This window comes from Halorubrum sp. CGM4_25_10-8A, assembly GCF_005435025.1.
Lineage (GTDB): Archaea > Halobacteriota > Halobacteria > Halobacteriales > Haloferacaceae > Halorubrum > Halorubrum ezzemoulense.
Genome location: NZ_SGTX01000015.1, coordinates 13,530 through 26,356 on the forward strand (window position 1 = coordinate 13,530; position 12,827 = coordinate 26,356).

The 12,827-nt window shown below is 61.1% G+C and carries 12 protein-coding genes; 7 read left to right on the top strand and 5 right to left on the bottom strand.

From position 1 onward, the window contains the following. Nucleotides 1–99: 99 nt before the first annotated feature. Entirely contained in the window at nucleotides 100–885 is a 786-nt protein-coding gene (locus tag EXE52_RS14070) for a hypothetical protein (protein ID WP_137703775.1), read from the bottom strand. Nucleotides 886–1,178: 293 nt separating this feature from the next. Here EXE52_RS14070 and EXE52_RS14075 point away from each other — a divergent pair, with 293 nt between their 5' ends. From EXE52_RS14075 to EXE52_RS14085, 3 genes are all read left to right on the top strand, one after another. After that, entirely contained in the window at nucleotides 1,179–1,421 is a 243-nt protein-coding gene (locus EXE52_RS14075; RefSeq protein ID WP_199239160.1) for a hypothetical protein, read from the top strand. Between the two features lie 94 nt (nucleotides 1,422–1,515). After that, nucleotides 1,516–2,931 carry a class I SAM-dependent methyltransferase gene (locus EXE52_RS14080; protein ID WP_137703776.1) on the top strand — a complete coding sequence of 472 codons (1,416 nt, stop codon included), beginning with the start codon at nucleotides 1,516–1,518 and terminating at the stop codon, nucleotides 2,929–2,931. Between the two features lie 222 nt (nucleotides 2,932–3,153). Then, nucleotides 3,154–4,314 carry a hypothetical protein gene (locus EXE52_RS14085; RefSeq protein WP_394347644.1) on the top strand — a complete coding sequence of 387 codons (1,161 nt, stop codon included), beginning with the start codon at nucleotides 3,154–3,156 and terminating at the stop codon, nucleotides 4,312–4,314. Between the two features lie 370 nt (nucleotides 4,315–4,684). On the opposite strand, the gene EXE52_RS14095 is transcribed toward EXE52_RS14085, so the two are convergent. Next, nucleotides 4,685–5,659 (bottom strand): DUF3179 domain-containing (seleno)protein, encoded by a 975-nt coding sequence (locus EXE52_RS14095; RefSeq protein ID WP_321167070.1) that lies wholly within the window; start codon nucleotides 5,657–5,659, stop codon nucleotides 4,685–4,687. Continuing rightward, complete coding sequence (locus tag EXE52_RS14100) at nucleotides 5,656–6,015, bottom strand: helix-turn-helix domain-containing protein (protein WP_089308273.1); 360 nt, start codon at nucleotides 6,013–6,015, stop codon at nucleotides 5,656–5,658. The genes EXE52_RS14095 and EXE52_RS14100 overlap by 4 nt, the downstream gene beginning before the upstream one ends. A gap of 148 nt (nucleotides 6,016–6,163) precedes the next feature. Here EXE52_RS14100 and EXE52_RS14105 point away from each other — a divergent pair, with 148 nt between their 5' ends. Further along, a complete protein-coding gene (locus EXE52_RS14105; RefSeq protein ID WP_137703777.1) occupies nucleotides 6,164–6,787 on the top strand; it encodes a cysteine hydrolase family protein in 624 nt (207 codons plus the stop codon). A 150-nt stretch (nucleotides 6,788–6,937) separates the two neighbouring features. On the opposite strand, the gene EXE52_RS14110 is transcribed toward EXE52_RS14105, so the two are convergent. Further along, entirely contained in the window at nucleotides 6,938–8,185 is a 1,248-nt protein-coding gene (locus tag EXE52_RS14110; RefSeq protein WP_137703830.1) for an RNA-guided endonuclease TnpB family protein, read from the bottom strand. A gap of 231 nt (nucleotides 8,186–8,416) precedes the next feature. On the opposite strand from EXE52_RS14110, the gene EXE52_RS14115 reads away from it, so the two are divergent. The 3 genes from EXE52_RS14115 (at nucleotide 8,417) to EXE52_RS14125 (ending at nucleotide 11,806) form a co-directional block, all read left to right on the top strand. Beyond that, nucleotides 8,417–9,955, top strand: coding sequence for a histidine kinase (locus EXE52_RS14115; protein ID WP_137703778.1), 1,539 nt, complete (start codon nucleotides 8,417–8,419; stop codon nucleotides 9,953–9,955). Between the two features lie 112 nt (nucleotides 9,956–10,067). Next, nucleotides 10,068–11,207: a DUF3179 domain-containing protein gene (locus EXE52_RS14120; RefSeq protein WP_137703779.1), complete on the top strand. Its 1,140-nt coding sequence runs from the start codon at nucleotides 10,068–10,070 to the stop codon at nucleotides 11,205–11,207. A gap of 56 nt (nucleotides 11,208–11,263) precedes the next feature. Beyond that, nucleotides 11,264–11,806: a hypothetical protein gene (locus EXE52_RS14125; RefSeq protein ID WP_137703780.1), complete on the top strand. Its 543-nt coding sequence runs from the start codon at nucleotides 11,264–11,266 to the stop codon at nucleotides 11,804–11,806. 57 nt (nucleotides 11,807–11,863) lie between these two features. Here EXE52_RS14125 and EXE52_RS14130 read toward each other — a convergent pair whose 3' ends face one another. Then, on the bottom strand, nucleotides 11,864–12,826 hold the full coding sequence (locus tag EXE52_RS14130) for a prenyltransferase (RefSeq protein ID WP_241988261.1): 963 nt from the start codon (nucleotides 12,824–12,826) through the stop codon (nucleotides 11,864–11,866). Nucleotide 12,827: the final 1 nt, after the last annotated feature.

The following is a 12,827-nucleotide window of genomic DNA, read 5'->3' on the forward strand; positions in this document are numbered from 1 at the left end:
TGCCGACTCTGGCGACAAAAACGGATGAGGCGACCGCAGTGGTTCTGCTATTATTGGCTGGCGGAGGCCAATCAGATATACAGTAGTTCCAGCCAGATACTATCCAAGGAGGTCTCGTTGAGCGCCGCCGAAATTCTCCTTCGGAATACCGTAGTCAACGTTCAAATCGTCGAACCACTGGATGACGATTGGAAGAAGTTCTGCTTTCTGACGTGCCATCTCCGCGTGGGTTTCCCACGACCCCGAGTAAGCAAACGACCATCCCTCAAGGCCATGTTCCTCGCAGAGAAAGATATCATGTCGAGCAATCCCGGGATCATCGAGGGATGTATCGCCCAACAGCAGAAGATTAATCGTCGAATCAAGAGGTGGCTCTGTAGATTCCTCCGAGGCCTCTATATTGACAGAAATGCTCGCCAGATCGACGGGCCCATTCAATGTCACCTCCGTCGGGAAACCCTCGCAACTGGTTATGCCGGCGAGCCGGGATGCTAACTCCTGCTCCAGTCGCTCAATATTCGACCTGGGACGCTCTATATCCAGGATATCACAAAGCTCCTCAATCCGTTGTTCAGACGGATTCTTCTCGTCCAGAATTGAATCGAGCAGTCGTTTCGCTTCCTCTTCTGACAGGGTTTTAGTATCACCATCAAGGGGGGCAAAGTCATCGCGACCAAGCGTTCCGGATCCCTCGGTGTAGATTTCTCCAATCGATTTCAATGAGTGGATTGTATCCCACGAAATCTCGTCACCATCATCCAATCCGAAGCGTTCGATGATCGTGTTTCCCCGAGAGCGAAGCTTGTAATTGATGTTCCCAAGATCGCTCGTCCAAGCGCGGATGTAATAACCAGGATCGTTTTTGTAAGCGTTGATCGTCGGCATGCTCAACGACCCTCCTCTCGCTGCTTCTCAAATCGACTGGACATGGTGGCAAGCCGAAGTCGAGAGTGACCTGATGACATCCCATCAGGAGAGACAAACCCAAAACCCATAAATCTGGCGTTAGAAGGCCTTAGACACCAAATTACGCGCGATTAGCGTGCGCGAATTCGCGCGCGACATTACGCGCGTAATGGGGGAGAAAACGATGATTATCCTCAGATGCCAGATGTAAGATGAGTTGCAACGACAGCTTCGGTTGGATTGGGAGGGTGTGAAGGTTTCGAGGGCGACAAGTGGCGGCTCCCGACCAGCACATCTCGGCTGATACCTGTTCGCGAGACATCGACGTCGCTGATGAGACGCCGTCACCGGAGGCCGTCGACATCACGACAGTTGGTTTCGACGAGACGAGCTTTGCGGTTGAGCGAGCGCTCTGTAAAAACCACGACATCAGCATCCACCAGAGCGTCGACGCGCCGCAAGGAACTGAAAGAAGTTCGCGAGACAGTCCGATCAGAAACCACCGACTCGGATGATTGACCCACTCTCTTCCGGCATAACGTCATTAGGTTGGATTCGAAACTGGATATTATGCCCCCATTTCGTGCTCCCGAGACGATTGCTGATCGGATGGTTGAACTCCTCTTCGAGGATGTCAGTTCTACATACAGGAAGCGAATCCTGTATCCGGGATGCGGGGAAGGTGAATTAATTTCTGCTGTGGAACGATATTTCGAGGACTCGGTACATGACCCACCATCCGGGGTTGCGATCGATACCGAGGACGAGTATGTCGAGACGGTTCGAGAGAACTACGGTGATCGAGTAGAGGTTCGGAAAGGAGACTATCTAAGTGCGGACGCACGCCTTGACTCGTTTGAGTTCGTGCTTAGCTATCCGCCGACTATCCAGTGGATTGACCTGAGTGAGGAAAAGCAGCGCGAGTATGCTACCTCCTTTGCTCAGATATCTCCGGATACAGCCCGTATTCATACCGGCCTGCTGTTCCTCGAAAGATCGCTCCACGTCCTAACAGAGGACGGGAACGGTGTATTCTTGACTACGAGAGGATTCAAAACGGAGGACACAAAGGGCCCCTTCCGCAGTTACTTGGCTCCGAAAGTTGGAGATGTTGAATCGGTTGATCGCGACCATTTTGAGACCGATATTCCCCATATGCTCCTCAAAGTCAATAGTCCGGAGTCAGAGGAATTCGACCCAGCTGTGTCAACAATCCGACCAGACCCATCAGAAGTTGAGGCCCAACTCATGGCGAGTGCAACCTCACCGACGATCAGCGAACCTGCTCGCCATACAGCGACATGTTTCCCGGACTTGGATGTATATGATGCTGATGATGACGCCGCCTTTGTGTACTTAGATCTCTACTATGAGGACTACGATGCTGCATTCGTCTTCGATGATCCGGAGCAACTAGAGGGGCTTCGAGGCTACGTCTCCAGAGCAGAGATGGAAATTCGAGGTCAAGAGCCCGTCACGGAACACGTACTGCCGCTAAAGGGCTCGGATTGCGTCGCTCCGGGAGAAGAAGTCGGAACGGTAATTGAACGACTAGGAAGGGACGGAGGACGGTTCTGTTTCGTCGGCCAGCCAGATGATCCTGAGGGAATCGCAACCCGATTCGACCTGAACAAGATTCCCGTCTATCAGTATCTGTACGTGCTGCTTTCCCAGTTTGAAATTCGACTACGAGACATCATCCGTGAACACGTCCCGGACTGGGAAACTGAGACCGACATTTACATCCGCACGACCTACGTCGGCGATCTCGCACCTGACAAGCTAGCCGGGGGGACCGTAGGTGATCTACTTGAAATCCTGTCTGAGGCCGATAAGATGCAGCGGCTGCCGGTAGATCTCGAATCATATGGGGCAACAATATGGGATGTGAAAGACCTTCGAGATGCTGTTGCTCACTATAACCCGCTTGTTCACTCGATGAGTAACGACACGGAGAGCGATTGGACAGCAGGAGATTTACTTGCCCGACATAAGCTTTTGCGGGATATAGTAGAATCGAATTGAGCCATCCGTGGATACCAAATCTGGAGAAGGTACGGCTTCGTCGCTCAAGCACCGAGTAACGACAGTACGATGTGTCTCCGCCGGTTGGTGATTAACCGACAATTGGCTGTTTCCTGGGTCCATATTTGTTAACGTGGTGTTGTTTTTGCGCCCGGGAGGGGCGCAGGGCGCGAGACGATGCGGGCGCTCGTCGATGACCGTTCCTGTTCTGAGGTGAGTGAGATGAAAGATCCAGAGTCCAGAACCATCTTCGCTGGCGTCGATGGACGTACCGACACCGAACTACCCGAGTGGTATCGAGAGCGTCACGGCGGCAAAGACACCGTGAGCTTCGCTGAGGCGATCCGCGACCTCCCGCAGGCCGTCGAGTCGACCGTGGCCTACAAGAATCCGTACACCGACGAGTGGGTCGAGACGGAGCGGTTCAACGCGATCGTCGAGCCGAGTCGCGCTCGAGAGCAGGCCCGTGAGGAGGATGCCGAAACGGATTCCTTGTTCCATATTCCGACCGACTCGTACTCGATCATCAACCCGGTCGACGTCTACGGCCCGCTGGAGGAGGTCCTTCGGGAGGAGACTATCGACGGAACGCCGCTGGGTGACGTGATGTTCGGCGAGATTCGTCGCTACCGGGGCGGCGGCGAGGTCCACATGGACATCATGTTCGACGGCCTCGAGGTGCGCCTCCCCGGCCGGTCGAACCCGATCACGATGGGCGTCACGTCGGGCTACGACTTCTTCGGCGAGCATGCCGTCTACGTGGAAGGGTTCGCTCAGGATGGCTACTGTGCGAACACGATGCGCTCGCTCACCGACAAGGAAGTCATCAAGCACGTCGGCGACGTGCGGAACTTCCGAACCTGGTGGGAGGAGCTCCTCGCACAGGTCGAACTCGTCGCTGACGACCTCTTCGAGTTCATCCGTGACGCCCAGGACATCGACCTTGACTTCTCCGATCTCCCGTTCACCGTCACGGAGTTTTACAGTCTGCTGGGCTTCCCGGACTACCTAGCCGAGCGTGCCGCGAGTGATGCGGAGGCCAACGCTGTCTCCCCCGTCGAAATCAATATGTGGACGCTGCATTCCGGCGCGACGTACGCGCTCACTCACTTCTTCCAGGGCAAAGAAGGCGCGTCGCTGGACGGCTACGTTCGCACGGCCAACGACATCCTGTTCAACCCGGAGGGCACCATCGAGCGGGTCGAGCAGGCCTACGAGCAACAGTTAGAGGCGGACGGCGATGACGGGGCCCAGGCGTCGCTGGACGGCGAACGGGCGCTGGCGACCATCGAGCGCGTTAGCGACGATTTACAGGAAAAGGTCGACCAGTTCGAGGAGCGTGAAGACTCGCTTCGTGAGCGGTTTCAGGACGCAATGGACTGAGAGGTCCACGGCCAAAACAATTGAGGAGCAAATTGAAATTTATTGTTTCCAACGTGACCTAGCCTTACTGCTTGTCACCTTTGTTTTTGCTTTCTTGAGGTTTTATAACCTCATCGCATGTTGGACACTCAGCAAAAACACCGATATCGCCGTCTGCTCGTTCGTATTCAATAAGTTTCCATGCCTGTGAGATCTCACGGTTACAGGTAGGACAATGACCAAGCGAGGGTGGGTTATTGGTCATAGGGGAGAGGAAGGGAGCGTGTGTCCCAGATTCCTCCGTCAGAAACTGAGATTTAAATGATATTAAATATGGCGTGAAAATGCGCCGCCTGCGACAGTCCGATGATTACAACGCACCGCGATACGCTCACAACGAGTAGAACGAACGAGGTCCATGGTCGTCCTGCCACGCAAACGCGTAGAGACGGCGGGTTTCGACACGCCGGAGCCGGCGGCCGTCGGCACTTTCGCCCGTTGTGAGTGTCCACGTCGTGCCATCACCGCTGACCGAGCCGCTCTCAAGTCGAAGTTCGAATTCCGGCTGCTCGAAGGCGTGAAGATCGTCATCGGTCGCAAGAACAACAACAGCAGTTTCACCCACCGTTGTCTCCACGACGCCGCCGGCCGCCTCAACGATGGGCTGCGGGAAGCCGAGCGCGCCGCCGTCGGCCGGCGTCACGCCGAGGACGATCGTTTTCGGATCGAGATCGTCCCGGTTCCACTCGCGCTCCGGACCCTCGCCGCGCATCCCGCGGAGCCCGAATTCCTCGCGCTCTTCATACGCTTCGTACCCGGAGGGATCGTAACCGCTTGCCGCGGCCGATCCCTCAGATTCCGGTTGGAGTACGACCCCGTCGGGATGCGCCTCGCGGAAGGCCGCGTACGTTGTCATCGGCCCGGGCCGAACCCGGAGCCGCTCGCCGGCGAGGTCGCCTGCGATACACTTGCCGGTGGATTGTTTCCACTCGGAGTCGGTCTCGCGGTCGTACAACACAAGGTCGTCGTCGGCCAGTTTCCCCGAGACGCCGAAGGTGAGCCGGCGGCCGTCGACGGTCGCGTCGTAGACGACCCCGCTGCCGCAGATCGGACACCACGTGACGGCGATCGAAGCCGCGTCGCCGTCGGCGACCGGGACCGTGTCGTTGACGACCTCGTGGTAATTGAGGATCCGGATCGGGTAGGCGCGCGCTGGCGACGCCCCGTTGCCGGGCTCTACAATCAGTACTTCGTCGTCGGGATCGCCGACGTACTCCTCGCCGAACGTCGGGTCGTCGATGCTCGGAATCGCGTCCTTCGGGAGGACTGAAATCACGTTCATCGCCGACTCGCTCGAGTCCGTCACTGGTCCTCCGGAGCGGTGAGGTGTTCTCGGCCCCAGTCACGCATGGCGATGATCACGGGTTCGAGCGACCGCCCCCGGTCGGTCAGCGAGTACTCCACGCGGAACGGCTTCTCGCTGACGACGGTCCGGTCGATGAACCCATTCTCTTCGAGGTCTTCGAGGACGTCCGACTGAACCTTCCCTGAGATCCCGTCTACCTCTTCTTTGAGCGCGTTGAATCCCAGCGGCCCGTTCTCCAAGAGTCGGTGAATAACGACTGGATGCCACTTTTTACCGATCAGCGTCGCGGTCGTCGTGATCGGACACCAGTCGCTGCCCGCACACCACACTTCCAGGGGCTCGGAATCGGTACTCATACCGGATCCAGGGTCGCCACGAAAATAAGGGTACGTTTGGTAACCAGATGAGGAAACGAAACCGAGGATACCAACCGGTTACCCGGTTACCCGTCCGTTCGCGCGAGCTTTTCCATTACCCATCCATACTAAGTTACTGTAGGTAACCATGAGCGAACTCGAAATTGATGCCGACAGCACGGCCGTACTTATCACCGACCCGCAGATTGACTTCCTGAAGCCAGAAAGCGTGGTCTGGGACAAAGTGGGCGAGACCGTCGAGGAGAACGCCGTCGTCGACAAGCTCCGCCGGCTTCGCGACGCCGCCCGTGAAGGCGACGTGCCCGTCTTCTACTCCCCGCACGAGTACGAGGACGCCGAGTACGAGAGCTGGGAACACCTGAACACCATCGATCAGATCATGTTCGACACGCGGATGTTTGATATTGCGGGCGACGGCGCCGACTTCGTCCCAGAGCTCGAACCGGACGACAATACCTTCGTCCTCTCGCCACACAAGCAGCTGTCCGGGTTCTGGAGCAACGACGCGCAGATCCAGCTCCGGCAGCGCGGTATCGACACGATCGTGCTCGCAGGGATGAGTGCGAATCTCTGCGTGGAGTCACACCTGCGCGACGCCGTCGAGAACGGGTTCGAAGTGCTGACCGTGACCGACGCCACGGCAGCCGCCGGCGAGGAGGCGCTTCAGGCGGCGCTCACGAACTACGGGTTCATCGCCCACGAGACCGCCGAGACCGACGACGTCGTCGAGCGGCTGGCAGCGGCAGAGTAGGGGCAGCGCTGTAAGAGAACTCGGCTACGCGGCGTCTTTCCACACGCGAATCGTCTGTGGTTAACAGACATGTAAACTACCCTATCCTACTCCCTCGGCGCTACGCGCCTTGGTGCTTGAGGGTAGGGCTTTGATGTGGACTCCCGGCAATCAGTCGCCAGCAAGAGGCTGGTGACTCTCACCGTTCAACATCCCACCATTCACACGCACGTCTACTTGTGCGTCTCCGCTCCCCGACTTGGGCGAGGAGCGGAGTTTGTGTTGTCGCTTCCGAGCGTACCGCACGCCAATATTCTTTGCAGCGTTGTAATCCGCGTTCACCTCGTACCCGCATTTCTGGCACTCAAACTGTTCGCCGTGGCGGTTGCCGTCGTGCGTAAACCCACAGTCCACCCGAGAACAGCGTTGGGATGTATGGGTCGGCTCGACCCGCTCCACGGAGACCCCCCGTTCAGGGGCTTTGTAGGAGACGTATTCAAACAGGCGTCGGAACGCCCAGACGTGGTGCCACTTCGCGTGTGAAAGCCGCTCTCGAATGTCGCTCAAGTCCTCGAACGCGATTACGTCGCAGTCGTGTTCGACGGCTTCCGAGACGAGTTCGTTGGCGATCGTGTGGATGTACTGTTTGCGCCAGGCTTCCTCTCGCTTCCCGAGGCGAAGCAGGGCCTTGTGTGCAGCCTGCGTGCCGCGCCGTTGCATCTCGCCACGTCGCTTCTCGAACTCACGACACCAGTGGTCGTAGTCGTCCCCCTGCCAGAACGTGCCGGTTGAGGACACAGCGAGGCTGTTGACGCCGAGGTCGATACCGAGGACCGTTTGGTCGGAGTGCCCGGTATCTTCCGAAACCTCATCGTCACTGTCTGTCCGCCGCGTCGAAATGTTGAGGTAGAACTCGTCAGTGGCCGCGTCGTACCGAAGCGTACTCTCGCGGAACTCGTAGTTCTCGGAGAGTACGTACCGCTCGTAGGGCGTCGGACTGTCTGCCGGGAGAACGAACGACGGTTTGACTCGACCCTCAACAGTTGCCAGCGACACCTTGTTCCGGTAGAATGTCGCGCTCCGCGTGTCGTAGTCCATCGTTTCGGCGGTGAACGTCGGCTGAGAGACGCGCTGTCCCTTTTTCCACCGTTCGACACACGCTTTGACGGCTTCGACAGCGCGTTTGATAGCGGCTTGGACAAGTTGGGCCTGTAGGTCCGTCTCCTCTCGAAGTTCGGCGTAGAGCGCGTCACGAACCTCTCGCTTGTTGGTCTTACACTGGGTGTAGGAGGTGTCGGACCAACAGTAGTCGGCGGTTCGGTTCGCGCAGTACAGGTATTGCTCGGCGGTTCGATGGAGTGCGTCGCGTTGCTCGTCGGAAACAGCGAGTTTCACGACGGCGGTTCGACGCACATCCATGTTTTCAGAGAGCACCCTACGGTACTTATAAGCTCGGGAGTCGGTCGGTCGAGGTGTGGCGGTTGTGTCGTCCCATGTCGGTTTCCTCCCCGGCCTACTCGCTCACTTCGTTCGCTCCTTGAGGTTGGGGGCTCCACCTCGAAAATGCTGATCGAATCGACTCCTGAGGAGGTAGCGCGGTCGAGTCACACAACCAGTACAACTCTTTACAAACGGACAGTAATCGAACGTATGGACCGGCCGTCTCCGAGCGACCGTCTCGCATTTAAATCCGAGGGCGTCGTGATAGCGGTCGTCGCGTTCGTGCTGACGCGGGGGACGGTCGCCGACCTGTTGGTGACAGAGCGGGGGTTCGTGATGGAGATGAGCGCGGTACTGGTGTTAGCGGTCGGATTCGGCGTCGTCCTGTACGGGATCAACCTCGCAGTCAGCACCCGTGACCGGACATACACCCGGACTGTCCTCATCTGGTTCCTCGGCGGCGCCGCTGCGGTCGGACTCGTGCTCGGTCCGTTACTGATTGCGTCGTCGTCGGGAGACGCCACCGCCACAGCTGCCGCCGTCGGGATCGTCGGCGGCGGCACGGGACTGCTCATCGGGATCCGCGGCGCGGAGACGGACCGACGGCAGGCCACCGTGGACCGGCAGATCGAACAGGCGCGGCTCCTCAATCGGATCCTCAGGCATGAGGTCCGGAACTCCGTCACGATCCTCCGGGGTCACTCGGAGATTCTGTTCGAGGAGCGCGGGGAGACCACCGACCGGAGCAAGACGGCGATCACCGACGCGATCGCACGGATCGAACGGGCAGTAGACGAGACACGGTTTCTCACCGTCGGCACGGTCGACGGCGGTAGCGCGCTCGGACCAGTACGGCTCGACGAGGCGATCCGGAGACATGCGGAGCGCACCGATCGAGACGCGTCGGCGGTGGCGGTCCCGTCGGTGACGATCAGAGCGGACCGATACGTTGACCGGCTGCTCGACGAACTCGTCGCACTCCCTGACTGGGCAGACACCGGCGCCGATCCCCTCGCGGTCGACGTTGGGGACCGGTACGTCGAGCTGTCCGTCACGGCCCCCGGAGCGTGGCTTAGTGCTCGCGAACGCGACGTACTCGTCGAGGGGATCCCCGAACAGGAGCGGAACGACGTGGACTACGGCGTCCCGGTCGTCCGGCTTCTCGTCGCAAGATACGGCGGGGATGTCAGGGTCGACGACACCGACGAGGCGACTACCCTCCGGGTGCGGCTCCCGCGGACCGGCCAAACCAGCACAGACGACGACACGCCGGGACTCGCGAGCGGGACGCTATGGCGGACGCTTGGTATCGGGCTAGCGGCCGGCGTCGCGATGGGGGTGTTCTTTCAGGTGACGACCGGAACGCTGCCGGTGATCGGCGCGCTGTACGGGGCGTCCGTCTCGTCGGTGGGGTGGGTCGCGCACCTGTTCCACAGCGCCGTGTTCGCGACCGTGTTCACCGTGGTCCGCTCGGAGATATTCGGCAGGCTGCTCGGTGAATCCGTCGGGGCCAGCGTCGCCGCGGGGATCGCGTACGGGCTCTTCCTGTGGTTCGTCATGGCGGGAGTGGTCATGAGCCTCTGGTTGAACGCCGTGGGGGTCGCGACGCCGCTCCCGAATCTCGGCCCGGCCTCGCTTGTCGGTCACCTCCTCTGGGGCGGACTCGTCGGCGCCCTCTCGACAACGCTGCCGCCGCTTCCAGACCGGCAGACGATCCGGGACCGAGTGTTGGCAGCCATCGATCGATAACGGGGTGATCACCACTCGACGGTCGAGTACTTTCTCGGTTCGGTCGAACCGTCTGTGCGCTCTTGCCGCACGATCTGAACGCTGTTAACATCCGTTGACGCCAACCTATTGTATGGTACAGGTTGACAGACGAACCCTCATCGGCGCCCTGGGGGTCGGAATCTCGTCGGTTTCGGGGTGTCTCGGACCCTCCGACGCCGGCACCGAATCCGGGTCGATTGACGAGGGCTCTGACGGATCAACCGGGTCGACACCCGAGGGGCCGCCGACGGTCGAGCGGTCGCTCCCGGCGGCGTACACGGCCGAAGAGCTCGAAGCGGCGAGCCGGTCTGGCGGGCCGCCGCCCGATGGCATTCCCGCGATTGAGGACCCACAGTTCGCCGAGGCGGCGGATCCGCCGGCGTTGCTCGACAATGGCGATCCGGTGTTCGGCGTCGTCCTCAACGGTGAAGCGAAGGCGTACCCACAGTTCGTCCTCGTGTGGCACGAGATTGTCAACGACATCGTCGGCGGAACGCCGGTGTCCGTAACCTACTGTCCGCTTACCGGCACCGCACAGGGTTTCCACCGTGGCGAGACGACGTTCGGGGTCTCGGGACAGCTGATCAACGCGAACCTCGTCATGTTCGACAGGGCGACGGAGACCTGGTGGCCGCAAATGCTCGCGACGCGGATTACTGGTGACGACCCCGGAGAGCACCTACAGGAGTTCCGGGTCGTCTGGACGACGTGGGAACGGTGGCGCTCGGCTCATCCCGAGACAGTCGTGCTCACCGACGACACCGGATTCGCCCGGAATTACGGCAGCGATCCGTACGGCGGGTACAACCCGCGAAGCGGGTACTACGCCGGTGACTCCTTTCTGTTTCCGCCGCTCACAGAGGACGCCCGGCTCGCCCCGAAGGCCGTCGTGATCGGGATGCGATCGGCGAACGGCGCCGTCGCCGTCCGCAAGGAGACGCTCCGCGAAGAGCGGATCATCGAGTTCGATCTCGGTGGCGTCCGTCACGCGGCCGTCTACGACGAATCGCTCGACACCGGGTACGTGTACCGGTCCAGAGATGGCACCGAGAGCGACGGGACCGATAGTGCCGACCTCGAAACCGCGACGCTCTCATGGGTGGACAGAGACGTCGTCGTCGACGGCGCCGTTCACGCTCCCGACTCGCTGCCGTTCGAGCGGGAGATCGTCTTCGACGCCATGTGGTTCGCTTGGTACGGCTACTACCCGATGACCGATCTTCACCGATGAGCGCTCGCAGCACACGTGCGACGTTTTATGATGTCCTCGGAAACATCGACGGGGCGGTGCGACTGGCCATCAGTCGCCGCGATAGCGCGGCGGTCGTCGCCGCCGTGACAGTCGGCTACCTGCTGGCGTACCTCTGGGCGACGGGCGATCTGTCCCTTCGTACAGGGGTCGCCCCCGGCGTACTCGTGATTGACGACCCGCTCGGTCGCCTGTTCGCCCGGACCGGCCCGGCGTCATTCGGCGCGATCGCCACGGTCGACACCGGCGTCGTCCGGCTGCTTCTCTCGCCGGTCAACGTCGCGATCGGTGCCATCGTCGCCGGGCTCGTTGGAATCAATCTCGGGATGACGTATCTGGCGATTCGACGGCCCACAGCATGCGGGATCGGAGCCGGTTCAGGCCTGCTCGCGTCCGTTCCCGCCCTTCTCTCCGGGACGGTCTGTTGCGGCCCGGTCGTGCTGCTCGCGCTCGGCGTCCAAGCGACGGCCGTCGTCCTGACGGCGTTCGTCTGGCTATTACCGATCGGGGTTGCGCTGCTCCTCGCCAGCCTCGCATACGTTGCAATGAAGATCGATCCGGGACGGCCGATCGAATCTTGATCACCGATCGGAGCCGGGACGAGCGAGCGATTCACTCCGTCTCCGTCGCCACGAGCGCTATCCGGTAACTGCTCCTGTGGCGGCGAGACCCCACCCGATGGTCGAACCCGCGGCGACGAGCACCATCGTCACCACGGCTGGGAGCGGCTCTTCGCGTCTCGTGAATCGGTAGTATCCGGGAACGAGCCCGACCATCGGCAGTACGGTCCCGAGCATGACGACTCGCGGGAACACGGCATCAAAAAACGCGAGCGCGACGGCGGACCCCGCGGCGGCGAGACTTCCGAGGCCGTAGGCCAGCCGGAGTCGATCGGCCGACCACCGCGTCGCGAGCGTTCGTTTCCCGACGGCTGCGTCCGCGCGGCGGTCGGGCCACTGCGTCTCCAAGAGGTTCACGAACACCACCAGCGCGAAGGGAAGGGTCGCGAGCGCGGCGGCAACGGTGACGCCGCCGATGACGACCGCGAACCCGTACAGCGGCAGCGCGACCCCGCCGAGCACTGCGTTCGTCACTTCACCGAGCCCCTTCCACGCAAGTCGGAGCGGCCGTACTGAGTACTGCCAGCCGGCCAGTAGTATCCCGACGAGGACCGCCGCCGGGACCGCTCCCAGCACCCGACCGCCGACCGGCGCCGCGCCGGCGACCAGCAGCGCGACTCCGACGGCTCCCGACGCGACCGCGGCGCGCAGCGCGAGGGACCGGGGAAGCCCGCTCTCGGCCAGCGCGCCGCTGCCGCCCGAGAAGGGTGTCCGGTCGGTGAGCGCGTCCGTTTCGGCGTCCGCGTACTCGTTCGCGTAGTGAACGCTCGCGGCGGTCGGCAGCAGCGCCGCCAGCCCGACCGCGACTGCTCCCGCATCCGCCTCCGCGCCTCGACCGAACGCCATCGCGACACCGAGCGCGTACACGAGCGCGATGAGCGCGAGCTGCGCCGGGCGGGACATCCGCCAGAGCGCGACGAGGGCGGCGCGGCGTTCCGGCCCGCCGTCCTTGCCTCCTTGGCGCGGTCCGGTCTCGCTCACC